Origin of the sequence: Nonomuraea sp. GTA35, assembly GCF_041950525.1 — a bacterium.
In the GTDB taxonomy this organism is placed as follows: domain Bacteria; phylum Actinomycetota; class Actinomycetes; order Streptosporangiales; family Streptosporangiaceae; genus Nonomuraea.
Genome location: NZ_JBGNUV010000001.1, coordinates 600,161 through 624,876 on the forward strand (window position 1 = coordinate 600,161; position 24,716 = coordinate 624,876).

Genomic DNA, 24,716 nt, shown 5'->3' on the forward strand with positions numbered 1-24,716 from the left:
CGTGCGCCGCCGCTCGGAGGCCGGCCTCGGCGAGGGCGGGCCGGTCCAGGCGAGGGTGGCCTTCAGCGAGGCGCCGGTCATCAGATCTTGCTGCTGGCCTCGGAGCCGGAGCGGTGGCGCAGGACGACGCCCCACGCGTGCGCGAGCGCCGGCGGCCCGTTCCAGGTGGGGGTGGGGACGATCCACTGGTCGTCGGCCAGGTGGTTGTTGTAGACGCTCAGGGCGTAGGTGTCGTAGTCGTGCGGCATGATGGCCCAGTAGGCGGCGTCGCTGCCGGGGATCGGGTGGAAGTCCCAGCGTTGCTCGGCGCTGCCGGTGTCGCCGCCGCGTTGCCGCAGGACGGGCGAGAGGGTGGGGATCTCCGCGGGGGTGTTGCCGGGGCGGAAGGTCAGGTAGTGCCCCTTGGCTCGGTTCTCGATCAGGTACGTCGTACGCCCTTCGCCCAGGTCGACCTTGTGGAGCTGCCACACCAGGGACTTGTTGGTGGGCAGAGGCCAGTGGTTCTCGTTCTGCACCTCGTCGTTGAGGGTGTCGTCAGTCTGGCCCTCTGACTGCAGGAACGTACCGGTGACCTGGTGGATGAGCAGGATCTCCTGGTCGGTGGGAGGCGCGCCGTGCACGGGGTTGGGGGGAGCCATCGAAGTCGTCTCCTTGATTCGCCGATATGGTCACCCCTTTTATTCCCATTTCTTGTTCCGTCCATTACTTTCTGTAATGTAGATGATCCTATATCGCCTATGGGGTGGCTGTATGACCGATAAAGTCAAGGCAGATCGCCACAATAAGTGACATATCTGCGCCCAGCCGGAACGCGGTGGGTCAGGAGGCATGGGGCTGAAGCCGCACGGCCGAAGCCGTACCTGGACCGCGGAGGTTTCAGAGGGCGGCAGCGGACATGATCATGATCGCCGGCTGCCGGCGGCAAATCCGGGTGCGGAGGGGCCGTGGGATGGTATGTGATCGACGGATGACGATCGAGATGGGCAAGCCGGGAGCCGACCGCCTCGGTGACGTGGTGCGGGTGCTGGGGGAGTGGCAGCACGACGGAGCGCCCGTCCAACTGCACCCGGGGGATGTGGGGTGGTTCTGGCGGTTCGGCGCGGAGCGGACGGCGGAGGCCACGCGGACCTGGAGCCGGGCCGGAGAGGTTCTGGCCATCGGGCTCCTGGACGGTCCGGATCTGCTGCGGCTGGCGTTCGCGCCGCAGGCGATGCGGGACGAGGAACTGGCGCGGCACGTGGCCGAGGACGCGGCGGCGCCCGAGCGTGGCGTACTGCCACCGGGCAAGGCCTACCTCGAGTCGTCGACGGATGCCCTGGTCCAGGACCTGCTGGCCGAGGACGGCTGGGAGAGCGGCGAGCCGTGGACACTGCTCCGGCGTGACCTCGGGGCGCCTGTGCCGGATCCCGGCGTTCGCGTCGAGGTGATCGGGCCGGAAGACGCGGACGAGTGGGCCGGGGTCCTGCGGGCCTCGTTCGACGGGTCGACGTTCACCGGCGACCACTGGCTCGCGGCGGCGGCGGGTTCGCCGTTCGCCGACGCGCGGTGCCTGGCCGTTCGGGACGGGCGGGGCGAGGCGGTGGCGGTGGTGATCGTGTGGTCGGCGGGTGCGGGCAGGCCCGGGCTGATCGAGCCGATGGGGGTGCACCGGGCGCACCGCGGCCGGGGTTACGGCCGGGCGGTCACGATCGCCGCGGCGCGGGCCCTCCGGGAGCTGGGCTCGTCCAGCATGATCGTGTGCTGCGAGAGCTCCAACGTCGGCGCCGTGGCCACGTACCGGTCGGCGGGCATGGAGCAGCTGTCCGAGCGGCGGGACCTGTTCCGCAACGCCTGAGACCGCCGGTACCGGGCGCGTCAGGTGGTGCCGTCGGGCCGGGCCGACGGTGAGGCCGGGCTCCTCGACGGGTAGCCAGGCGACCAGCACGTCCACGTCACCGCGGCGCAACGCGCCGAAGGGATCGCTGAAGGCCGGGTGCCGGATGCGCAGCCTCCAGCCGGGATGACGGGCGCGGAAGGCGCCCCCACAGGCACGCGGCTCGTGCACGCTGACGGGCGGCATGCCGACACGCAGCACGGCGGTGATGCCCTGGGCGGCCGGCCGGTCGCGTTCGAGACTGTCGTGCAGGCCGGCGTTGAGGGGCCGCATGTCCAGGCAGACCCGGGCGGCCACGATGATCAGCCGGCCGCCCGCGGGCGCACCGGTCACCTCTTCCTCGCGCCATCCGTCATGCCGGGGACCAACCCTTACGAAAGGTTTCTGACGATGACTAACACGGACGTCCACGGAACGGTCGAGGACGGCTTCGAGCCGGTGCGCGAGGCGTTCGCCGAGGTGGTGGCCGAGCAGGACGGCCAGGTGGGCGCGCAGCTCACCGCCTACGCGCACGGCCGCCGGGTGGTGGACCTGTGGGCGGGGGACGAGGTGAGCGGTGACACGCTGACCGGCGTCTACTCCTCCACCAAGGGGGCCGCGACGCTGGTGGCGGCGCTGCTCGTGCAGGACGGCGTGCTCGATCTGGACGAGCCGGTGGCCCGGCACTGGCCGGAGTTCGCCGCCGCCGGCAAGACCACCATCACGCTGCGGGACGTGCTCACCCACCGCTCCGGCGTCATCGGCGTCGACGGCGGCCTGTCGGCGGCCGAGCTCGCCGACGACGCGGTGATCGCCCGCAGGCTGGCGGGGCAGCGGCCGTACTGGCGTCCCGGCACGGCCTACGGTTACGGCGGGTTCGTCACGTTCGCGCTGGTGAACGAGGTGATCCGGCGGGTGACCGGGCAGTCGCTGCAGCAGGTCTACGAGCAGCGCGTCCGGGCCCCGTACGGGCTGGACCTGTACCTGGGCCTGCCCGAGGCCGAGGAGCGCCGCTTCCGTCCGATCCAGTGGTGGACGGCCACCCCCGAGCAGGAGGCCGCGTTCTGGACGAACCTGCCAGGACCGCACAGCATCCTCGGCGTCGGCTACGGGCTCAACAGCACCCCGCCGCTGGACCAGGTGGCCTTCGCCAACACCCGCGACGTGCGCGCCCACGGCCAGGCGTCGGCCGGCGGGGTGGGCAGCGCGCGCGGCCTGGCCGGCCTGTACGCCGCGGCCGTCTGGGGCCTCGACGGCCGGCCCCCGCTGCTCAAGCCGGACACCATCGGCGAGTTCGCCCAGCTGCACTCCCTCGGCGCCGACCTGGTCCGCGGCGACCAGGGCAACTACGCGGTCGGTTTCCAGGCCAAGGGCCTGCGCTACCCCTTCCTCAGCGCGAACGCGTTCGGCCACGACGGCTCGGCGGGCTCGGAGTCCTTCGCCGACCCGATGAGCGGCATCGCGTTCGGCTACACCCGGCGCCGCTTCGGCTTCGCCTGGTCCTACCCCGAGCACGACCGGCTCGCCGCCGCGACCTACCACGCCGCCACCACCACCTCCTGAGGACGTCGGATGACCTCGCACACCCCTTCGGAAAGAAGCGGCCTGGCCCTGCTGGTGATCGCCGCCGCGCAACTGCTGATGGTGATGGACGGCACCATCGTGACCGTGGGCCTGCCCGTCATCGGGACCGGGCTCGGCATCGCCGAGGCCGACCTGGACTGGGTGCTCACCTCCTACGCCCTGGCCTTCGGCGGCCTGCTGCTGGCCGGCGGACGCGCCGGCGACGTGTTCGGCCGGCGCAGGCTGTTCCGCGCCGGGCTGGCCGTCTTCCTGGCCGCGTCCCTGCTGGGCGGCCTGGCCGGCAACGGCAGCGTGCTGATCGCCGCCCGCGTCCTGCAGGGCGTCGGCGCCGCGATCGTCGCCCCGGCCGCGCTGTCCCTGCTCGCCGACACCTTCCCGGCCGGACCGCAGCGCAACAAGGCGCTCGGCGTCTACGGCGCCATGGGCGGCCTCGGCTCGGTGGCCGGCCTGCTGCTGGGCGGCGCGCTGACGGAGTACCTGGGCTGGAGATGGATCATGTTCATCAACATCCCCATCGCGCTGCTGGTCCTGGCCGGCACCTACGCCCTCAGGCCCGGCACCCGCGAGCGCGGCGGCCTCGACCTGCCCGGCGCGGCCACCGTGACCCTCGCCCTCGGCGCGCTGGTCTACGCGATCAACCGGGCCGGCTCGCACGGCATCGGCGACCCGCTCACCCTGACCTTCGGCGCCGCCGCCCTCGTGCTGCTCGCCGCGTTCGTGCTCATCCAGCGCGGCGCGCGCAGCCCGATGCTGCCCCCGGGCGTGCTCGCCGACCGGGGCAGGCTCGGCGCCAACCTGGTGATGCTGCTCATGGGCGCCGGGCAGCTGGCCACCTTCTACTTCCTCACCCTCTACATGCAGACGATCAACCAGTACTCGCCCATGATCACCGGGCTGGCGTACCTGCCGTTCGCCATCGGCATCGGCATCGGCTCCGGCCTCATCGGCCCCCGCCTGCAGGCCCGCGCCTCCACCCGGACCGTCCTGACGGTCGGGATGGCGGTGGCCGCCGTGGCGATGGGCTGGTTCAGCCTGCTGACCCCGGACCAGAACCCCCTGCTCGTGCTGCTGCCCGCCCAGCTCGCCGGCGGCATCGGCCTGGGCATCGGCTTCGTCGCCGCCACCATCGGCGGCGTGCAGGGCGTCACCGCGCGCGACTCCGGCATCGCCTCCGGCCTGGTCAACACCAGCCAGCAGATCGGCGGCGCCCTCGGCCTGGCCGTCCTGGCCGGCATCGCCGCGGCCGCCACCACGAGCGTGCCATCGGGCACGCCCGTGCAGGACGCGCTCACCAGCGGCTACACCGCGGGCATGCTCGGCGCGGGCGGCTTCTACCTGGCCGCCATCCTCACCGCCGTCCTCCTCCTGCGCTCCCGTTCCACGAACCCGGACAGCCGGCTCATGCCGGAAACTCTCCGAACAACCCGCTGAACCCGGTCACCTTCGCACCCCTCCATCCGTCAGAGCAGCGAAACACCGTACAGAGAGGAACACCACCATCATGACCATCACCGAGTCGCGCCTGCCCAACCCCTCCGTCCTCGTCCCCGAGCTCAAGGACATCGGCGGCGCCCTGTTCAAGGCGACCGGGAACGGCACGGTCCCGCGGACCACCATCAGCTTGGTGCAACTGCGCGCCGGGCAGCTCGCCGGCAGCACGTACCTGACCGTCCTGCACACCGGCAACCTGCGCGCGGCCGGCGCCACCGAGGAGAGCATCACCGCCGTGGCCTCCTGGCGGACCGCGCCCTACTTCACCGCCGCGGAACGCGTCGCGCTGGAGCTGGTCGAGGCCGTCCTGACCCCGAACGCGTCCGGCGAGCGCGTCCCCGACGAGCTGTACGCCCGCGCGTCCGAGCAGTACGACGACAAGGCGCTCGCCACGCTCATCATGGCCATCGGCCAGGTCTGCTTCTTCCTTCCCCTGGCCCTCATCGGCAAGCCGCTGCCGGGGGTGTCGCCGGCGGAGCAGTGGAGGAAGTGACACCCGCCATAAGACCTCACTCAGGGTGAGGCGGCCGACTGACCACGGTGGAGGCCCGGCCGCAAGTCCGGGCCCCGCGTGATCGGCCCAGAGCCCGGCGCGGTGCTGGATCCGGGTGTGAAGCACCACGACATCCTCGACGGCGGTCCATGGGGAAGGGCGTCCCGGGGCCGGCTACCCCGGTGAACCATTCCGGAGTTCCGGTGGACGCACGGTCAAGTAAGTGTGTTCTCTGGGTCATGCATTCCAGGAAATTGCGGGGCAGTCTGGTTCACGGAAAACAATTCCGTGCTGAAAGGAAAGTCTCATGTCACGATTCGGCGTTCGCCTGGCGTCTCTCGCATTAGCCGCCACCGCGGCCACCGGCGGCCTGCTCGTCGCGTCCCCGGCTCAGGCCGCGAGCTGGACCTGCGATGCGAGCTGGCAGACGAAGTCGTTCGACCTGCCGAACAAGCCGGACGTCACGGTGCGCGCCCGAGCCTGCGTCTACAAGGACGGCAACACCCGCAGGGCGCGTATTCAATTCTCCTGGGACACGAATACCGGTGTCTCGGTCGGCAAGCGATTCGACAAATTCGTGGTGCAGGCCAGGCTCGAACGGTACGACGCCGTTTTCAGGCACATGAACTGCGACTACACCGAGGCGCTGAATTACTATGTCTCCGGCAGCGACACGTGTACGACGGGCTACATGACCAGCACCGCGCAGAACGGCTGGACCAGCGACGGGACGATCGTCTACAACATCGACGGCGACGGCAAGGACGACTTCACCTGGAACCTGCACGGCTCCGACCAGGTCAAGGTGCTGCCCGACGGCACCGAGGCCGCGGACGAGCCGGTGCAGGCGCCGGCGCCCGACCCCGCGGACACGCCCGAGCCCGGGCCCGAGCTCCGCTACGAGAACGCACCCGCCACGAACGGGTGACCCGGCGCGTCCCCGGGCGCCGCGCAGGCGCCCGGGGGCCTGCCCCACCTCCTGACCTGCCGTTTCAGGCTGGAAGGCCCTCAGCGTTCCTCCCAGTGCGGGGTATGCGACTCGATGTCTTCCGGCACACGAATCCGTCCGTTCAAGAGAACGAGCGCACGGTGTGCAGGTCTCGTCATGGGAGGCCGAATCGCTCAGCGCAGGAACGCCGCGGTGGTGGCCACGAACCGGTCGGCGTCGTCGAGCCACGGAAAGTGCCCGGCTCGGGCTTGAACGACGAGTTCGGCGTGGGGAAACAGCTCGGCGAGCCCGGCCATCGCGGCAGGAGGGGAGTTCAGGTCGACCTCGCCCGTGAGCAGCAGCACCGGCGAGGTGAGGCGGGTGAGGGCGGCGCGGGTGGCGGCGGGGTCGAAGGCGCCGCCGGAGCCGAAGGTGGCTGCGGCCTCGCGGTTCTTCCGCCCGTCCTCGGCGGCCTTGTGGGCGCGGGCCGTCTCGTCCCAGCGGCCGTACCAGAACGGCGCGATGGCCTCGAAGGCGTCGCCGGTGCCGGCCATGATCTCCTCCAGGGCCGCGAACGCCGCCGGGAACCACGGCTCGTCCTTGCGCAGCAGCGCCGTCTCCCGCCGGACGTCCGCGGTGACCGTGATGCCGACGGCCATGACGCTCGGCCCGATCAGCACGAGCTTGCTGACGTGTTCCGGATGGCGGGCCGCATACAGCGTGGCCAGATTCGTGCCCGCGGAATGGGCGAGCAGGTCCATCCGGTCGAGTGCAAGGTGCTCGCGCAGGGCTTCGACGTCATCGACGAGACGGTCGCAGCGGTACGAACCGGTGTCGTCCGGCACGGCGGACCGGCCGGTGCCCCGCAGGTCCAGCATGATCAACTGCCGGTGCGCGGACAGGCCTCCGAGGTCGCCGAGGTAGGCGGAAGCCTGCATCGGCCCGCCGGGCAGACAGATCACCGGCGACCCATCGCCGGATACGTGGTAGGCGAGCCTGGTGCCGTCGTGGGCGGTGAAGAATGGCATGCCCGCCAGCCTGCGGGAGAGCGGCGCTCCTCGGCTATCGTTCAGCCACAGCTACATGATGAGGGCGGATGGCGGTCGAGATCAGGTTCACCGCGGCGTCGGTCGCGAAGGTGCGCTTCGCCGTCTCACCGCTGGGCGAGACGGTGCTGGCGCTGCGGATCCTGCTGGGCACGGGCGGGCATGCGGTCCACCAGCCGTGGGTGCGCCAGGCGCGCCCGTTGCTGGCGGGCGAGCGGGAGCTGCCGCTGCTGCGAGGGCTGATCGCCGGACCGCTGCCGTCGTTCCTGTTCCCGGTGCCCGGGAAGCGGCTGCCGTCCATGGCGTCGGAGCTGGACCTGCTGCTCGCCACGGAAGGGGACTTCTTCCGGCATGAGTACGGCGCGGTCTCGGGCATGCCGGCCGAGGAGGTCCCCGAGCCGGCGGCGGTCCTGCCGCGCCTGGCGGAGGCGCTGCGTCGCTGCCACGAGCTGCTGATCGCGCCGCACTGGGGCCGGATGTGCGCGGTGCTGGAGGCCGACATCGGCCGGCGCGCGCTGACCCTGGTGGACGGCGGGGTACAGGCGCTGTTCGCCGAGCTGCACCGGGACATCGCCTGGGACGGCGGCCAGTTGGTGGTGCACGGCCGGCGCACCCCGCACTCCGTCTGCACAGTGGACGCCGGCGGGCACGGCCTGGTCCTGCTGCCCAGCGTCTTCAACTGGCCGAACGTGGGCGTGGACAAGTCCCCGGTCACCGCCGCGTCGATCCGCTACCCGGCGATGGGCGTCGGCCTGCTCTGGGAGCCGCCCCCGCCGGCGCTGACCGGCCTGGCTCCGGTGCTCGGCCACGCGAGAACGCAGATCCTCGCCGCCCTGGCCGAACCCCTGACGACCGCAGCCCTGGCCACCCGCCTGCGCATCACCCCTAGCGCGGTCTCGCAACACCTGAACGCGCTGCGCGGGGCGGGCCTGGTGCTGACGCAACGCAGGGGCCGCACGGCACTGCACCTGCGCACGGAACGAGCAACCCACCTGCTGGGCGGCTCAGCCCCGGAAGGTCGCTGACACAGGCCGCCACATCCCGGCGCTCATCCCGCCTGTCTCGTCAGCCGGGGTTCAGACTCGGTGGCAGGCCGGCTTCTCGACCGTGACCAGCACGTCGACCGGGTCGCAGTCCGCGGCGACGGCGGTCAGGCGGATGGTGCCGGGCGCGGCCGGCCTCACCACGGCGAGGGCGCGGCCCCGGTAGGTGCGGTGCTCGGTCGCGTCGAACCGTTCCGTGTTCGCCGGGTCCGCGCTGCCGAAGCCGACCAGCGTTCCGTCGCCGGTGACGTTCACCCGCACGGGCCGGTCGGCCGCGGGGTGCGGCGTCCCGGCCGAGTCGGTCAGGGTGAGGGCGACGTAGGCCAGGTCGCCGGCGTCGGCCGTGATGATCGGCCGTTCGGGTTCGGCGTGCAGCACGAGGGGGCCGGTCGCGGTGCGCAGGACGTCGCGGCCGGATTCGACGCCGTCGCGGTAGACGATCGCGACCAGTTCGCCTGGTTCGTAGGTGGTCTCGAACTCGGTGCGGAACTTGTGGTGCTCGCCGACCGGTCCGCGTCCCAGGGAGCGGCCGTTGACGAGGAGTTCGACCTCGTCCGCGTCGCTGTACACCTCGACGACGATCGGGGCGCCTTCGTGGCCGGGCCAGGTCCAGCTCGCGGTGGTGTCGCTCCAGGCCCATCGGCTGCTGATGACGGTCTTGCCATGGTGTTGTGGCCGCTGGACAGCGAGGTAGGGCTGGTCGCGCAGGCCGAAGACGATCTCCCGGTAGTAGGAGACGGGAAGCCGGTGGCCGGTGATGTCGATGTCCCCGCAGCCGGCCAGCAGGTACGGATACGGCGCGGCGAACGTGGGGCGGGGGGTGTCCGGTGTGACGTACTGCGGCCGGCCGATGCCGGCCTCGCCCAGGTAGTCCCAGCCGGTCCAGGTGAAGTCGCCGATGACGTGGCTGTGCTGCTGGACCAGTCGCCAGTTGTCGTCGATGCGGGTCGGGAAGGTCTCGGTGCCGAGGATGATCCGGTTCGGGAACAGCGTGCGGTCGCTCGCGTAGCGGACCTCCGAGTAGTTCATCCCGGCCACGTCGAGCACGCTGTAGGACTCGGCGGTGCGGGTGGTCACCAGGTCGGAGCCGGCGACGGCGTTCACGTCGAATCCGCTGTCGGCCATCAGGGTGTTGACGCCCGTGTCGTCGCCCTCCTGGGCGCGCAGGTCGGGCAGCAGGGCCAGGAGGTTGTTGATCCCGTTGGTGAGGAAGCGGGTGCCGTCCAGCGTACGGACCTTCTCGGCGAGCCTGCGGCCCCATACGGCCCCGGTGGCCGCGCCGGTCTCGGGAATCTCGTTGCCGAGGGAGTACAGGATGACGCTGGGATGGTTGAAGTCCTTGGCCACCATCGCCTCCAGGTCGCGTTCCCACCATTCGGGGAAGTCGAGGCTGTAGTCGAAGGGGCTCTTGCTCCACGTCCACATGTCGAAGGCCTCGTCGACCACCAGCATGCCGAGGCGGTCGCAGGCGTCGAGCATCGCGGTGCTCATGGGGTGGTGCGACATGCGGATGGCGTTGAATCCGGCGTCCTTGAGCAGCCGCACGCGGCGTTCCTCGGCCTGGGCGAACGTCGCGGCGCCCAGCGGTCCGTTGTCGTGGTGCACGCAGGCGCCGCGCAGCTTGACCGTCTCGCCGTTGATCCGCAGCCCGTGCTCGGGGTCCAGGCGCAGGGAACGGATGCCGAAGGCGACCTCCACGGCGTCGATGTCCGTGATGGACACCGCGCACGTGTACAGCGCGGGCGAGTCCGGGCTCCACAGCGAGGGGTCGCGGACGTAGAGGCGCCGGCGGGCGATGGCCGGCTCGTGAGGTTGCACCGTGATCGGCGCGGTGTCGGACGCGACGACGGTTCCCGCGGCATCGCGGATCTCGGTGACCAGGTGGACGGTGCGCAGGTCGTTGGAGTCGTTCTCGATCGTGGTCGCGACCTCCACGACCGCGCGTTCGGTGTCGATGTCCGGGGTGGTGACGTGGACGCCGTCCGGGCTGATGCGGACGACCTCGCCGACGAGCAGCCAGGTGTCGCGGTAGATGCCCGCGCCGGAGTACCAGCGGGAGTCCTGGTGGGTCCGGCACTCCACGCGGACCTCGTTGTTCTCGCCGAACCGCAGGAACCGGTCGGCGTCGATGAGGAACCGCGAGTACCCGTACGGGCGTTGCCCGGCGTAGTTGCCGTTGACGAAGACGGTGGCGTCCCGGTAGACGCCTTCGAACTGCAGCATGATCCGCTTGCCCCGGTGCTCCCCGGGCACCGGGAACGTCTTGCGGTACTCGTAGGACCCGCCGGGGAAGTAGGCGGTCGCGGCGCCGTCCGCGGTGGCCTCGCGGTCGCGGGTGAGCATCGCGTCGTGCGGCACGATCACCGGCTCGAACGGGACCGCGGTGCCGGCCAGTTCGGCGAACGGATTGACCTTCGGGCGGAACTGCCAGTTTTCGTTGAACGAGGTGCGGATCACGTCACTCCTCAGAATGAGAGTTCCGGCTGGGTGGAGCCGGGCAGGTGGGAGCCGTCCACGCCGGAAGCGGGAAGCGGGACGTCACCGGGCAGCGGCGGTGGAGCGCCGGACGACCAGGCTCGGAATGACCGAGAAGTGCACCGGTGACGTACGGCCTTCGATGCGTTCGAGCAGCAGCCGCCCGGCCATCCGGCCCATGACGACGCCGTCCTGGTTGACGGTGGTCAGCGCGATGTTGGGGTGGGCGGCCAGCCTGGTGTTGTCGTAGCCGGCCACGGAGACGTCGTCCGGGACGGACAGGCCCGCCTCGTGCAGCGCGGCCAGCACGCCGAGTGCCGCCTCGTCGGAACCGGCGAAGATCGCGGTGGGGCGCGGATCGCGGCTCAGCAGCTCGCGGGCGCCGTCGTAGCCGCCTTCCTCCGAGTACGAGGTCACGGCGACGGCGATCTCGCCGGCGAGCCCGTGGTCGCGCATCACCCTCTCGTAGGTCTCGGCCCTGATGCGCGGCATCTGGTCGGCCGCCCGGCCGTGCTCCTGCTGGAAGGTGATGTGCCCGATGCGGCGGTGGCCGAGCCCGATCAGGTGCTCCATGACGAGCTCGGAGCCGACCCTGTCGTCGTCGACGATCAAGTCGTACGCCGGCGACCTGTCGTGGCGGCCCAGCACCACGGTGGGGAACTCGCGCGCCACCTGCTCGAGCTGGGTGCGGCCGACCAGCGGAGCGATCATGAGGATGCCGTCCACCTGCCGGTCTATCAGGGCGTCCAGGGCACGTTTCTCGGTCTTGTCGAGGGTGCCTCCCTGGATCATGATCGCCTGGTAGTCGGACTCGGCGAGCTGGTCCACCAGCCCGGTCATGATCTCGGCGTAGAACGGGATCCCGATGTGCCGCATGAGCACGCCGATGGTGAACGCCCGCCCGCGCAGCGCCCGCGCGGCGGCCTGGGGGCGATAGCCGAGCTCCTCGATGGCCCGCTGGACGCGCTCCCGCATGGCGTCGCTGACCCCGTAATCGTTCCGGATCACCTTGGAGACCGCCGCCTTGGAGACCCCGGCGTGCTTCGCCACGTCAGAAATGGTCACTCTTCGTCGCCGCTCAGGCGCGACCATGGGCATCCCTTCTCCAGCCGAGTCCTGCCGATCCTCCGACGCAGAGATCGTCGCACATGTAGACCGGTTTATGAACCTTAGCGGATGACGCAGATCGTACCCCTTTGGCCTAGCGGAGACGTCGTAGACCGGTACACATTTTCCCTTGACCTTCGCGCGACGTAACGGCTACGTTAACTCGCACTCGGGGCCCGTCCCGGCCCCCCGCAGGCGACCCAGGTCGCCCCGGAACATGATCGAGAGACCAATGCGCAGCTTCCCCGACGGCTTTCTCTGGGGTGCGGCGACCGCACCGCACCAGGTCGAGGGCAACAACGTCAACAGCGACTTCTGGGCGCAGGAGGAGCGCATGCCAGGAGCGGATCGCAGCGGCGACGCCCTCGACAGCTACCACCGATACGCCGAGGACATCCGGCTCGTCGCGGAGTCGGGCCTGAACACCTACCGCTTCGGCATCGAGTGGGCGCGCATCGAGCCGGCCCCGGGAAGGGTGTCGCGCGCGGCGCTCGCGCACTACCGGCGCATGATCGACGCGTGTCTCGCCGCGGGCGTGACCCCGTTCGTCACGATCCACCACTTCACCTCGCCGCGATGGTTCGCCGAGGAGGGCGGCTGGCGCGGAGAGCGGGCCGTGGACCGCTTCCGCGCCTACGTCGAGGCGGCCACCTCGATCCTCGGCGGCGTCGAGTGGGTCTGCACCATCAACGAGCCCAACATGCTCGCGATCATGGTGCGTGAGGCGGAGGCGACGCTCGACCCCGACGCGGGCCTGGAGTGGCTGAGCCCCACGCTGGAGGCGGACACGCCCCGGCCGGTGAAGCCGGCGCCGCCGGTGGAGATCGGGCGCCGTCTCGTCGAGGCCCACCACGCGGCCCGGGACGTGCTGCGCGAGGGCACGGACGCCCGGGTGGGATGGTCGGTCGCGAGCCGCGCGTTCGAGACCCGGCCCGGGGCGGAGGAGGTGCGCCGGCGGCTCGAGTACGTCTGGGAGGACCTCTACCTGGAGGCCGCGCGGGGCGACGACTTCGTCGGGGTGCAGGCCTACTCGGCGCAGTGGGTGGGGCTGGACGGCATCGAACCGCACCCCGTCCACCCGGACAACACCCTCGTGCGAACGGCGTACCGCCCCGACGCCCTCGGCATCGCCGTCCGGCACACCGCCGACGTGCTGCCCGGCGTCCCGATCGTCGTCACCGAGAACGGCATCGCGACCGGCGACGACGCCCGGCGCGTCGCCTACACCACCGGCGCGCTCGACGCGCTGGCCGAGGCGATGGGAGCCGGCGTGGACGTGCGGGGCTACATCCATTGGAGCCTGCTCGACAACTACGAGTGGGGGCACTGGGACCCGACGTTCGGCCTCGTCGCCGTTGACCGGGAGACGTTCGAGCGCCGGCCCAAGCCGAGCCTCGCCTGGCTGGGCGGCGTCGCCAAGGCCAACGCGCTCCGGGACGAGGCCTGGCGATGACCGGAGCAATCGACCGGCGGCAACTCGTGCGACGGCACAACCCCGTGCTGACGTCCGCGCACCCCGCCGGCGCCCTCACGGTCGGCAACGGTGATATCGCGCTCACGGTCGACATCTCCGGACTGCAGACGTTCCCGTCCTTCCACGAGCTGGTCCCCGACCCGCACCGCGTCGTTCGCGACGGGCTGTCCGGCCTGCCCGAGCAGCGCCCGCGCGTCTTCGACGCCGACGACTTCCAGGTCCCCCTGCGCACGCAGTCGACCTGGGGCTGGTACGAGACGCGCACCGACCGGGAGCTCCGGCTGGAGGACACGACCACGCTGTACGAGACGTCCCGCGGCCCGGTGCCCTACCTCGACCGCATGGGCCTGCAGCGGGCCGGCGACCCCATCGCCGAGGAGTTCGCCGCGGGCGCGTGGTACCACTTCAACCCCCGCCGCGCTCACCTCGGCCGCCTCGCGCTGGTCCGCCCGGACGGGACGGCGCTCGACGACCCGGCCGCGTTGACCGGCGTACGCACCGAGCTCGATCTGTGGACGGGAACGATCCAGGCCGCGTACGTGCTCGACGGCGAGCGTGTCCGCGTCACCACCGTCGCCGACCCGCACGATCACCGCTTCGCCGTACGCGTCGAGTCCGGCCTGCTGCCGCGCGGATGGGGCGTCGCCTGGGTGTTCGACGACCAGCCGGACGACCTGGCCGCCTTCGAACTCCCGCTCGCGCAGGAGACGGTCTGGGACCGGCACACGGCGTGCCACTGGACCGCACGGCGCACGGTGGAGGCGCTGACCTACGGCGTGGGCGTCCGCACCACCGGCAGCCTGCGTGAAGGGGCCGGCTCGGCCGTCGCGCACACGGAAGCCACCGTTCTCGAGGTCGTGGTGACGCTGACGCCTGGTCAGGACCGGCCGCCGCATCAGGACGGCTTCTCCGCCGTCAGCGCGTCCGCGCGCGCCTGGTGGGACGAGCACTGGAGCGCCGGTGCCGCCATCAGCCTCGCCGGCAGCACGGACACGCGCGCCGCGGAACTCGAACGCCGCGTCGTTCTCTCGCAGTACCTCATGGCCGTCAACAGCGCCGGCGTCACGCCTCCGGCGGAGTCCGGTCTGACGTACAACACCTGGTCGGGCAAGTTCCACCTCGAGATGCACTGGTGGCACGCGGCGCATTTCCCGATGTGGGGCCGGGGGCACCTGCTCGAGCGCAGCATGCGCTGGTACCACGGCGCCCTGGAGGCGGCGAAGGCGACCGCCCGCCGGCAGGGGTATCGCGGAGCCCGCTGGCCCAAGCAGACCGACCCGTCCGCGCGCGAGTCGCCGAGCCACATCGGCGTCTTCCTCCTGTGGCAGCAGCCGCACGTGATCCACCTGCTGGAGCTGCTGCGTGGCGAGGGGCGCGAGGAGCCGTTCCTGCGGGAGCACTACCCGCTCGTCGAGGCGACCGCCGACTTCATGGCCGACTTCGCCGAGGAACGCGACGGGTCCTTCCGGCTGCCGCCCCCGCTCATCCCCGCGCAGGAGAGCTACCTCCTCGACCGGGCGACGAACGCCGATCCGACCTTCGAGCTGGCGTACTGGTCGTGGGCGCTCGGCGTGGCGAACGAGTGGAGAACCCGGCTCGGTCTCGAACCGAACGAGCAGTGGGACCGGGTGGCGCGGAACATGCGCCGGCCCGCCTTGCTGCCCGACGGCACGTACGCCGCGATCGCGACGTTCCCGTGGCTCATCCGCAAGGATCACCCGTCCATGCTCATGGCGCTGGGGTGGCTGCCGGACACCGACCTCGTGGACGCGGCCACGATGGCGGCGACGCTCGATGCCGTCTGGGAGCACTGGGACCTGCAGTCCAGCTGGGGCTGGGACTACCCCGTCATGGCGATGACCGCGGCCCGCCTCGGCGACGTCGGCCGGGCGATCGACGCCCTCCTGCTCCCATCGCCCAAGAACGTCTTCCTCCCCAACGGACACAATCCGCAGATGCCGGGATTCCTCACGATCTATCTCCCGGCGAACGGAGGGCTGCTGGCCGCGATGGCGCACCTCGCCACGGCGGTGAACCAGGGGGCAGAGCCTCCCGAAGGCTGGGTGATCACTTCAGAAGGACTGGGCACGCTTCCCCGCCCCCATGTCCTGTCCACACCCGAATGACTTCCGCGCACCCGGAAGAAGAACCATCGGCCGACATATCAAGCCGCTTCCCATCCAAGGCTTCCAAAGGTGAGGACCATGGGTACACCTCTTTCAGCACGTGGCGCTCGTCGCCGCCCCACCATCGTGGCAGCATCATTGGCGATCGCCGGGGCGCTCGCCCTGGCCGGCTGTTCGTCGTCCGACGAACCCGCCACCGGGGGCGTCGAACTGACCTTCATGAACCAGTCGCGCGGGCAGGAGGCCGCACTCACCCAGCTCGCGCAGCAGTACACCAAGAAGACCGGCGTCAAGATCACTATCGACTCGCCCGGACCGGCCGACTACCTGCCGAAGCTCCAGGCGAAGGCGCAGTCGAGGTCCATGCCCGACGTCTATTCGTCCTTCGACGCGTCCCAGATGGCGCCGTTCTACAAGGCCGGCTGGGCGATGGACCTCTCCGCCGAGCTGAACGCCGGCTGGAGCAAGAACTTCAGCCCCGCCGTGCTCAAGATGTCGACGTTCCAGGAAGGCAACAACCTCGGGGTCAAGCCCGGCATCTACTCGGTGCACTGGGAGACGCAGACGTACGGCTTCCTCATCAACCCGGCGCTGACCGGAATGTCGGCGGACAAGCCACCCGCGACGACGACCGAGTTCATCGACGCGCTCGCCGCGAAGAAGGCGAAGTTCTCCATCGCGGCATCGCAGACGCCGAACATCATCCAGGGCCTCGCCTCGAACTGGCTGACGGACGCCGAGATCGAAGCCACCCTCAACGGGAAGGCGAGCTGGAAACAGGACGGCTGGCGCAACGCCTTCCAGTTCCTGGCCGACCTGAAGAAGGCCGGCGTGCTCGCCGACGACTCCATCCCCGGCGGCCAGGACGACCACCCGAACGTGGAGTCGTCCTTCTTCACCAAGTCGATGGGCGCCATCTTCGACGCCGCCCCCGGCATCGCGGTCGGACTCAGGACGAACCCGGAATTCGAGGACTACTTCTCCACCGGGCTGCCCAAGGCCCCCGGCGGCGTCCACGACCCGCGCTCGCCGGGCATCCCCGGGAAGGGCGCGGTGATCAACCCGAGGGGCGAGCATCCCAAGGAGGCGCTCGCGTTCGTCAAGTGGCTGACCGAGCCCGAGCAGCAGGCGGTGTTCGCCAAGACCGCCCGCATCCTGCCCAGCAACCCGGAACTCCTCGCCGGCGCGGACATCCCCGACCAGCTCGCGGGCTTCGCCGCCGGGGTGAAGACCATGCAGGTCATGTCGACGACCTTCACGCCTGACGTGATCACCGCGATCAGGGCGGAGTCCCAGCGCCTGGTGCTGGGCGAGACGACGGTGGACGAAGCGCTCACCACCATCCAGGCGGCGCAGGACCGTACGTCATGACGACGCAGCACCTCGCGATTCCCGCACGGCGCCCCTCCCGGGCGCCGCGCGGGAGGCGCGCTGTCCGGCGCAACCTGATCGGCTGGCTGTTCCTGGCGCCGGCCGTCGCGCTCGTCGGGATCTTCACGATCACGCCGTTTGCGCAGGCCATCCTGCTGAGCTTCCAGTCCTGGGACGGCGTCAGCCCCGACACCCCGTGGGTGGGGCTGGACAACTACGACTTCGTCGCCTCCGACCCGATCTTCTGGGCGTCCATGCGCAACGTCCTGTTCTTCGGCGTCGTCGGTTTCGTCGTCGGCAACGGAGTCGCCCTGGGCATGGCGCTGGCCGTCAACAGCGTCACCCGCGGCCGGACGTTCTTCCGCACCGTCTTCTACCTGCCGGGCGTGTTGTCGGTCGTCGTCGTCGGCCTGCTGTTCTCCTTCATCCTGGCCCCCGGCTCCGGCGTGCTCAACCGGCTGCTCGGCCTGGCCGGGCTGGACGCGCTGCAGCAGAACTGGCTGGGCGACCCGGCCGTCGCGCTGCCCGCCGTGGCGGCGGTGTTCGTCTGGTTCCACTGGGGGTTCGGCTTCCTGCTCTTCCTCGCCGGGCTGCAGGACGTGCCGAAGGAGCTGTACGAGGCCGCCGAGCTCGACGGCGCGAACCGCTGGTCGAAGTTCCGGTACATCACCTGGCCGCAACTGGCCCCGGTCACCTCGATCGTCAGCCTGCTCACGCTGCTCGCCGCGCTCCAGATCTTCGGGACCGTCCAGGTGCTGACCAACGGCGGGCCCGGCCACCACACGATGGTGCCGACCCTCGCGATCTACAACGAGGCGTTCGTCAACTGGCGTTACGGCAGCGCCGCGGCCATGTCGGTCATCTTCGGCGGCGCCCTCGTGCTGCTGTCCGTGATCCAGCTCGCGATCACCAGGCGGAGGTCCCGCGCATGAGCAGCCGGACGACAGGAAGGACCGAGGAGATGTCCATCGCTTCGGCACGACGCAGGGTTCCCGTCCACAAGGCCGGCCTGTACGGACTGCTGGGCGTCGCCGCGCTGATCGCGATGTTCCCCCTGCTGTGGATGTTGTCCGGGTCCTTGCAGAGCCTCACGGAGCTGCTGTCGAACAAGAGCTTCCTGCCCGCGGACCCGCAGTGGCACAACTACGTGACCGCGTGGGTGCAGGGCGAACTCGGCGTCTACCTGCGCAACAGCGTGCTCTACACGGGGTCGGCCGTCCTCGGCATCCTGGTGGTGTCCAGCCTCGCCGGATACGCCCTCGCGCGGCTCGACTTCGCGGGCAAGGGCGCGTTCACGTTCGTCATCCTCGCCGTGATGATCATCCCGGCGCCCGCCATGTTCCTCGCCCAGTACAAGCTGCTCATCTCGCTGAACCTGACGAACAACCCCGTCGGCTACGTGCTGATCCTCATCACCTCGGGCATCCCGATGTCGACGCTCATCATGCGCAGCTTCTTCGTCGGCCAGCCCCGCGCCCTGGAGGAGGCGGCCGCGCTCGACGGCGCCGGCCCGCTGCGCATCTTCTGGAACGTGATCCTCCCGCTGGCCCGGCCCGGCCTCGCCGCCGTGGCGGTCATCCAGGGGCTGGGCGCGTGGAACGAGTACCTCATGGCGCTCGTCCTGTTCGAGGACAACTCCCTCATGCCGATCCAGCGCGGCCTGACCGCCTTCACCTCCGCCGAGACGCCACAGCAGCAGATCCTGCTCGCCGCCACCACCATCTCGATCGTGCCCGTCGTGATCTTCTACCTGATGGCGCAGCGGCACATCGTGAAGGGCATCGGGGCGGGCGCCATCAAGTGAGCAGAACCGCCGAGGAAACGTACTGGTCGAGCCCTGCACCCCCGCGAGGGCGCAGGGCTCGGCAGCTCAGTCGATCGCGTCCTCGACCTTCCGCCAGTCCACGAACTTGAAGTTCGTAGAGGAATATGTCGGACGGTGACGGTTCCGGCCTGCGCGTCGGTGTTTGCGCAGCTTGGGACGTGGGTGTTGTCTGCATGGTGCCGGGCTGTGCCGCTTGACAGCCGCCGCTGTCTGGACTTCCGGTCTCCCTACGGTCTCCCTCGCCGAGGGCGTTCTGCCGGCTTCTGCCAGCGGACGGAGAGTGGTACCTGTTCACGGTGGCGTGAAGTGGCCTGGACCCAGCAAGGGATTTCCGGGCAGCCATGCGTTGTACTCGGCGGGCAGACCGTTGTTGTGGACGGTTCCGTTCGGTATGTGTCCCTGGCTTACAGATTGCCAGGCGCTCCATCAGTTGGTACGGGAGGGGTGAGAGTGCAGCCATACTAGGAGGCCTCGGCGGCTGGGTACTCCTGAGCTTTCCCGCACTTGCGGCATTGGTGACCGTTACCGATCACCTCGGGTTCATCTCACTCCTGTTTCCCGATATCTGTCCCTGATCTTCTTGGCCTCGCGGTAGTCCTCGGCGGTGACGCCCAAGTGGGCGGCCGGCTCCAGTACCGACTCCTGCGGCTCCGTGCCCTTGTGGTGAAGGCCGATGCGGGCAATCGTGCGGCTTGACTTCCCTTGACTTCAAGCTCATGGCGGGGGAATGCCTGTGGAGGAAATCAGGGCGGAGAAGTCCGCAGTGATGATCTCGGCCAGGACTGCCACGCCCGAGGCGAGGTGTCCTGCCGGCGGAACGCAGTCGAAGCTGCGGCATGGGTGCCATCGGCGCCGGCCAGCGGATTCGGCGCTGACCTCGCGCTCCGAACGTCAAGGTCGCGGCGCTTATCGGAGCGCTTCATGCTGGTTCTGGCGGGTCGGCCTGCAGCGCGGCTCACCGCAACCTGGTGATGGACCTGGGGGAGTGTATCGCCGGGCTGCGGTTCGTGATTGACGATCGGGATGCGCTCTCACCTCCGCCTTCAGAGAGGTCTTCACCTCCGAAGGGCTGCGGATCGTCATGCGCGCCGCCGCGGGCGGCGCGGATGAACGCCATCTAAGAGTGGGTCATCGGCACCCTGCGCTGGAACCCCTGGACCGCATCCTGATGCTCAACGCCCGCCACCTGACGCTCTCGCTCCACGAATACCTGATCCACTACAACCGGCACCGGCCGCACCAGTCCCGGCACCAACGTCCCCCGGGACACCGTGACGCAGCCCGCCCGCGCGGTGACCGACCTCAACGACCTGCGATCCATCCACCGAGAACCCGCCGTTGCTGGCATGATCAACGAATACCGCCACGCCGCTCAACTGCAGTTCAGGACACGTAACTCGATGTTCGAGCGGTACGCGGCGCGCAGTGGCACGGTAGCTGGGGGCGGCGGCCGGCATGGCGACATCATCACTCAGCCGTGGCGGGGGATACCTGACACCTCATGGTCGGCGTGGAAAAGGATCTCCTTGATGAGGGAGCGGACGTGGGCGTCGCGGGCCCGATACACCACGTGACGTCCCTCCCTGCGCGTCTGCACCAGCCCGCCCAGGCGGAGCTTCGCCAGGTGCTGGGAGACCGAGGGGCGTGCCACGCCAAGGGCCTCGGCCAGGCTGCCGACGTCGTACTCACCGTAGGACAGCAGCCACATCAGCCGCAGCCGCGTGCCGTCACTGAGCAGGCGGAACGCGTCCACCGCTGCGCTGACCTGCTCGTCGGTGGGTTGCTCGGGCGCGGTGTCGGGGTGGGAGTCGTCGTCGGGTGCATACATGACTACGTATGCTCTCCCGTCGAGCCGCGTCGGGCAAGGAGAGCGCGCTTTGCGGAGATGCGCGTGAACCTTTCATGAGCGATGAGGAGGTTCACTGCCAGGAGAGATACGCGGCCTGCGCGTATCCCGGTTCACGACAGACGCTGGTCATTTCTGAGGAAGTGGGGATGCGGGACGTCGTGGCACGATGACCCGGTGCAGATCGGCCGGCCTGTCATGCGCGCCATGCGCGCCGCGGCGTTCGCGGCGCTGTGTGTGCTGGTGTCGGCCGTCCTGCACGGGCTGGCCGGCGGTACGCCCGTGCGCCAGGAGGTGCTGCTCGGCGCGTACGCCCTGACCTGGGCCGGAGCCTTCCTGATCGGTGGACGGCAGCGCGGGCTGGGCGTCCTGCTGGTGGCCTGCTTCGTCACCCAGTACGGCATGCATCACCTGTTCAGCGCGAGTGCGGCCGTGCCGGCGGCGCCCTTCCACGACCACGGCAGTGGTGTGGGCATGTTCCTGGTGCACGGCATGACGGCGCTCATCTCGGCCTGGTGGCTGAAGCGCGGCGAATCGGCGCTGGCCGCCCTGCTGCATCTGGCCGTCACGGCCGTGCGGCTCTGGGGGAGGGTTCTGACGGTCCTGCTCGGCGGGCCGGTTGAGGCGGGCGTGCGCCCTCGACCGGACCGGGACGAGCGCGTCACACTCCCTCGATCCCGATGCGCGGCGGTGATCTCCCGGCGTGGCCCGCCGGCGCTTCTCTCCCTGCTCTGGTTCCTTCCTCTCGGGCCCGGCCATCACGGCCGCCGTCCCGGGCTCCGCCGCGCCCGGCCATGACCGCCGGGGAAGCGCGGCCACCTTGTACCCCTGCTGAGCGCTCGCGTGCCGTTGCAGGCCCGTGCCGCTCCGCGAGCTTGGAGAAGCGCCCGATGACCTCGACCGCTGACCTCGGCCATGCCGCCGCACACGTTCCTCAGTCCTCACCCGAGCGCGCAGAGTGGACCGCGCTACAGCCTTTGATCATTCGCCTGCACTTCTACGCGGGCATCCTCATCGCCCCCTTCCTGCCGCTCATGGGCATCTCGCTGGCGGCGTTTCTCGTGATCGACGTCCTGCTGGGGCTCCGGTCCCGGCGCCGTGCCCGGCAGCCCTGAAACACGTGACCGGCCCGCGAGGGCCGGTCACGATGCGCAGTCAGGCTTGGGGACCGGTGGCGCGCTTGCGCCCGGCCACGACGACGCCCACGCCGACGACGCCCACGAGTGCCCCCACGACGATCAGCATCACCGGAACGCCCGAGCCGCCCTCGTCGGTCGAAGCGGCGGCGGCCGGCTCCGCGGCCACCGGTGCCGCCGACGACGGAACCGGCGCGGCCGAGCTCGGCTCCGGCGAAGCGGTGATGTCGGCGGAATCCTCCGCGGTCGGCGTCGGCTCGGGAGCTGGCTGCTTGAGCGTGAAGTGCAACTCCTTGGCCACGGGGTGCCCGTCGGCCGAGATCACCCGGAACGCGATCCGGTACTTGCCGTCGGCCAGGTCCGGCTTGAGCCCCTGCGTCACGGTGTCGCCCTTGACCTCGGGCTTGCCGTCGGCCACCTTGGCGTCACCGGGGCCGGTGACGAGCACGGTGGTGTACCTCGGGTTGATGTCCTCGGTGAAGACGAGCTCGATGCTGGAGATGGGCTCCTTGACGGTCGAGCCGTCCTTGGGATCGCTGGATTTGAGCCCGGCGTGGGCCATGGCCGGAGCCGCCAGGCCTTCGACGGCGACAAGAGTGATCGCCGCCAGCGCGGCGAGTCGAGCGATGAAGGAGCGATGAGTCACGGTGAACCTCTGCAACGGGAGACGAATCAGATGATCGGCGCTGACGCGCGCAAGGCCGGTCCCGCCCGTCCGGACGTGACCGCACGACGCTGATCCGCTCGAAGTCCGACCGCAGCGTGTCGGTGTGTGAGGTCAGGCCGTGTGCGCGCAGGCGGCGGCGGGCGGGCCGCGCCTGCTTACGTCGTGCTCGATCAGGGCCGAACGCAGCATCACGGCCCGCTGGAACGGCCGGACGATCACGGCGCGTACGGCCGGATCCACGAGCAGGACGAGGACGATGCGCAGCCGGATGACCAGGCGGCGCAGCAGCGACCACAGCAGCGTCTCGCCACGTGACAGCCACAGCGCGCTGAGCGTGATCGCCCAGCCGTGCATGAGGAGCATGCCGGCGTCCGGCACGAGCCCGAGGTGTGCGTGCTGCGCGTGGCCGGTCGCCTCGGCGACGGCATCGGTGACGGCGAACAGTAGGTGCAAGGCCACCTGAGTGGCCGTCAGCGCCCCGGCGATCGCGGCAGGGGATCGCTCGTGACCCGCCAGGAAGTACGCGGCCGCGAGGCAGACGGCGAAGGCCGCCAGCGCGGAGTCGAGAGGAACCACGCCACCCGCGACCACATGGGCGAAGCCGCCCAGCCCGAACGCCACCACCGCGAACACGACGGCACGCAGCACACGCAACGGTGTGGCGGCGGGAAGGGTGGCGGGCATGCCAGCATCATCGCACGGCGGCGCGGCCGGATGTCTCGTTCGTCCACGATGGCCGCTGGCGGAACGGCTGCGGTCATGGCGGAGAGGCGGGCGCGAGTCCGGCCTGCAGCATCGGCGCGTAGTTTGTCCCCTGCATAGGCGGCGCTCGGCGGGAGATGGGAGTTCGGCACGCGGCCGTAATGGGCAGGCCTGTCCTGCCGGGCGTGCGTCGCGCACGTGTCGGTGATCGGCCTGCCTCGTCTTCTGGAGTGCCTTGTGGTGAGCGTGTCCCGACGCCAGATCGTCACCAGGCTCGGGCTGGCGGCTGCGGGCATGGCGGGCCATCGCGTTCTCGCGGATCTGGAGGCGGCTCCGGCCGCGCCCCGCGGCGTGCCCGCCGGCGAGGTCGCCCGCGACGAGCGCTTCTGGGCCCGGGTGGCGGCGCAGTTCCCGGTCAGCCCTGACTTCGTCAACCTGGAGAACGGCTACTACGGGATCATGCCGGAGCCGGTGCGGCGCGCCTATCACCGCGCCGTGGACGACCTCGACGCGCGTGGCTCCCACTTCCTGCGTACCGACTACAGCGACCAGGCCGACGCGGTACGGGACCGCATCGCCGCGCTGCTCGCCGTCACGCGGCAGGAGATCGCGCTCACCCGAGGTGGCACCGAGGCCCTGCAGTGCCTGATCGGCGGCTACCGCCGGCTGTCGCCGGGCGACACCGTGCTGTACGCCGACCTGGACTACCCGGCCGCCCAGTACGCCATGGACTGGCTGCGCGAACGGCGCGGCGTCCGGGTCGGCCGGGTCGTCATCCCCGAGCCCGCCACCCGGCAGGCGGTGCTGGACGTCTACGAGCAGGCGCTGCGCCGGCACGACAAGGCCAGGCTGCTCCTGCTCTCGCACGTCAACAACCGCACCGGCCTGGCCACGCCCGTCCGGGAGATCGTTGCCATGGCGCGTGAGCGCGGCGTGGACGTCATCGTCGACGCCGCCCATTCCTGGGGCCATCTCGACTTCACCCTGCCCGGACTCGGCGCCGACTTCGCCGTCTTCTCCCTGCACAAGTGGATGGGTGCGCCGCTCGGTACCGGGTTCGTCTACATCCGCCAGGACCGCCTGGCCGACGTCGATCCCGCCTTCGCCGACCGGACGTTCCCCGCCGACGACATCCGTTCGCGGGTCCACTCCGGCACCATGGACGTCGCCGCCGTCCTCACCGTGCCGCGAGCCCTGGACTTCCATCTGGCGCTGGGCGGTGAGGTGAAGCAGGCCCGGCTGCGGTACCTGCGCCGGCGCTGGGTCGGCCAGGTTCGCGACGTTCCCGGCCTGCAGATCCTGACCCCGGAGGAGCCTGCCATGTACGGGGCGATCACCGCCCTCCGCGTCACCGGCCGCACCTCCGAGTCCGACAACGCGGCCGTCGCCCGGCGGCTGATGGACACCTATGGCCTGTACACCGTCGCCCGAGGCGGCATGGCGGGCGGGGGTGGCGTGCGCGTCACCCCCGCCCTGTTCACTTCGGGCGACGACGTGGACCGGCTCGCCGAGGCGCTGCGCCGCATGGTGCCTCTGCTGCGCGCCTGAGG

At 70.4% G+C, this 24,716-nt stretch carries 21 protein-coding genes; 14 read left to right on the forward strand and 7 right to left on the reverse strand.

Going from position 1 to position 24,716, the window contains the following annotated elements:
• Positions 1-80: 80 nt before the first annotated feature.
• On the reverse strand, positions 81-638 hold the full coding sequence (locus tag ACBJ32_RS02665) for a hypothetical protein (protein ID WP_375125240.1): 558 nt from the start codon (positions 636-638) through the stop codon (positions 81-83).
• A gap of 329 nt (positions 639-967) precedes the next feature.
• Here ACBJ32_RS02665 and ACBJ32_RS02670 point away from each other — a divergent pair, with 329 nt between their 5' ends.
• The 5 genes from ACBJ32_RS02670 (at position 968) to ACBJ32_RS02690 (ending at position 6,348) form a co-directional block, all read left to right on the forward strand.
• Entirely contained in the window at positions 968-1,834 is an 867-nt protein-coding gene (locus ACBJ32_RS02670; RefSeq protein WP_375125241.1) for a GNAT family N-acetyltransferase, read from the forward strand.
• Positions 1,835-2,263: 429 nt separating this feature from the next.
• A complete protein-coding gene (locus tag ACBJ32_RS02675; protein ID WP_375125242.1) occupies positions 2,264-3,415 on the forward strand; it encodes a serine hydrolase domain-containing protein in 1,152 nt (383 codons plus the stop codon).
• 9 nt (positions 3,416-3,424) lie between these two features.
• On the forward strand, positions 3,425-4,867 hold the full coding sequence (locus ACBJ32_RS02680; RefSeq protein WP_375125243.1) for an MFS transporter: 1,443 nt from the start codon (positions 3,425-3,427) through the stop codon (positions 4,865-4,867).
• A gap of 70 nt (positions 4,868-4,937) precedes the next feature.
• A complete protein-coding gene (locus ACBJ32_RS02685; protein ID WP_375125244.1) occupies positions 4,938-5,420 on the forward strand; it encodes a carboxymuconolactone decarboxylase family protein in 483 nt (160 codons plus the stop codon).
• A 307-nt stretch (positions 5,421-5,727) separates the two neighbouring features.
• Positions 5,728-6,348, forward strand: coding sequence for a hypothetical protein (locus ACBJ32_RS02690; RefSeq protein WP_375125245.1), 621 nt, complete (start codon positions 5,728-5,730; stop codon positions 6,346-6,348).
• Between the two features lie 194 nt (positions 6,349-6,542).
• On the opposite strand, the gene ACBJ32_RS02695 is transcribed toward ACBJ32_RS02690, so the two are convergent.
• Positions 6,543-7,376 carry an alpha/beta fold hydrolase gene (locus ACBJ32_RS02695; protein WP_375125246.1) on the reverse strand — a complete coding sequence of 278 codons (834 nt, stop codon included), beginning with the start codon at positions 7,374-7,376 and terminating at the stop codon, positions 6,543-6,545.
• 68 nt (positions 7,377-7,444) lie between these two features.
• On the opposite strand from ACBJ32_RS02695, the gene ACBJ32_RS02700 reads away from it, so the two are divergent.
• The gene (locus ACBJ32_RS02700) at positions 7,445-8,419 is read left to right on the forward strand and encodes a DUF5937 family protein (protein WP_375125247.1); all 975 of its coding nucleotides are present in this window, start codon (positions 7,445-7,447) and stop codon (positions 8,417-8,419) included.
• A 51-nt stretch (positions 8,420-8,470) separates the two neighbouring features.
• On the opposite strand, the gene ACBJ32_RS02705 is transcribed toward ACBJ32_RS02700, so the two are convergent.
• Complete coding sequence (locus ACBJ32_RS02705) at positions 8,471-10,894, reverse strand: glycoside hydrolase family 2 TIM barrel-domain containing protein (protein WP_375125248.1); 2,424 nt, start codon at positions 10,892-10,894, stop codon at positions 8,471-8,473.
• Positions 10,895-10,975: 81 nt separating this feature from the next.
• Positions 10,976-11,962: a LacI family DNA-binding transcriptional regulator gene (locus ACBJ32_RS02710; RefSeq protein WP_375125249.1), complete on the reverse strand. Its 987-nt coding sequence runs from the start codon at positions 11,960-11,962 to the stop codon at positions 10,976-10,978.
• A gap of 274 nt (positions 11,963-12,236) precedes the next feature.
• Between ACBJ32_RS02710 and ACBJ32_RS02715 the strand changes: the two genes are divergently transcribed.
• The 5 genes from ACBJ32_RS02715 to ACBJ32_RS02735 all read left to right on the forward strand — a co-directional run bounded on the left by ACBJ32_RS02715 (position 12,237) and on the right by ACBJ32_RS02735 (position 18,794).
• Positions 12,237-13,472, forward strand: coding sequence for a glycoside hydrolase family 1 protein (locus ACBJ32_RS02715; protein WP_375125250.1), 1,236 nt, complete (start codon positions 12,237-12,239; stop codon positions 13,470-13,472).
• On the forward strand, positions 13,469-15,619 hold the full coding sequence (locus ACBJ32_RS02720) for a hypothetical protein (protein ID WP_375125251.1): 2,151 nt from the start codon (positions 13,469-13,471) through the stop codon (positions 15,617-15,619). The genes ACBJ32_RS02715 and ACBJ32_RS02720 overlap by 4 nt, the downstream gene beginning before the upstream one ends.
• A 126-nt stretch (positions 15,620-15,745) precedes the next feature.
• Positions 15,746-16,990: an ABC transporter substrate-binding protein gene (locus tag ACBJ32_RS02725; RefSeq protein ID WP_375125252.1), complete on the forward strand. Its 1,245-nt coding sequence runs from the start codon at positions 15,746-15,748 to the stop codon at positions 16,988-16,990.
• Positions 16,987-17,922 carry a carbohydrate ABC transporter permease gene (locus ACBJ32_RS02730; protein WP_375125253.1) on the forward strand — a complete coding sequence of 312 codons (936 nt, stop codon included), beginning with the start codon at positions 16,987-16,989 and terminating at the stop codon, positions 17,920-17,922. Before ACBJ32_RS02725 ends, ACBJ32_RS02730 begins: the two co-directional genes overlap by 4 nt.
• A gap of 29 nt (positions 17,923-17,951) precedes the next feature.
• Positions 17,952-18,794, forward strand: coding sequence for a carbohydrate ABC transporter permease (locus tag ACBJ32_RS02735; RefSeq protein WP_375125254.1), 843 nt, complete (start codon positions 17,952-17,954; stop codon positions 18,792-18,794).
• A gap of 1,492 nt (positions 18,795-20,286) precedes the next feature.
• Here ACBJ32_RS02735 and ACBJ32_RS02740 read toward each other — a convergent pair.
• On the reverse strand, positions 20,287-20,643 hold the full coding sequence (locus ACBJ32_RS02740; protein ID WP_375125255.1) for an ArsR/SmtB family transcription factor: 357 nt from the start codon (positions 20,641-20,643) through the stop codon (positions 20,287-20,289).
• Positions 20,644-20,838: 195 nt separating this feature from the next.
• Here ACBJ32_RS02740 and ACBJ32_RS02745 point away from each other — a divergent pair, with 195 nt between their 5' ends.
• Positions 20,839-21,459, forward strand: coding sequence for a hypothetical protein (locus ACBJ32_RS02745; protein ID WP_375125256.1), 621 nt, complete (start codon positions 20,839-20,841; stop codon positions 21,457-21,459).
• Between the two features lie 92 nt (positions 21,460-21,551).
• Positions 21,552-21,776, forward strand: a complete 225-nt coding sequence (locus ACBJ32_RS02750; RefSeq protein WP_375125257.1) for a hypothetical protein — start codon at positions 21,552-21,554, stop codon at positions 21,774-21,776.
• Between the two features lie 40 nt (positions 21,777-21,816).
• Here ACBJ32_RS02750 and ACBJ32_RS02755 read toward each other — a convergent pair whose 3' ends face one another.
• Both ACBJ32_RS02755 and ACBJ32_RS02760 read right to left on the reverse strand, forming a co-directional pair.
• The gene (locus ACBJ32_RS02755) at positions 21,817-22,443 is read right to left on the reverse strand and encodes a copper resistance protein CopC (protein WP_375125258.1); all 627 of its coding nucleotides are present in this window, start codon (positions 22,441-22,443) and stop codon (positions 21,817-21,819) included.
• A 132-nt stretch (positions 22,444-22,575) separates the two neighbouring features.
• Positions 22,576-23,148 (reverse strand): MFS transporter, encoded by a 573-nt coding sequence (locus ACBJ32_RS02760; RefSeq protein ID WP_375125259.1) that lies wholly within the window; start codon positions 23,146-23,148, stop codon positions 22,576-22,578.
• Between the two features lie 258 nt (positions 23,149-23,406).
• On the opposite strand from ACBJ32_RS02760, the gene ACBJ32_RS02765 reads away from it, so the two are divergent.
• Positions 23,407-24,714 (forward strand): aminotransferase class V-fold PLP-dependent enzyme, encoded by a 1,308-nt coding sequence (locus ACBJ32_RS02765; protein WP_375125260.1) that lies wholly within the window; start codon positions 23,407-23,409, stop codon positions 24,712-24,714.
• Positions 24,715-24,716: the final 2 nt, after the last annotated feature.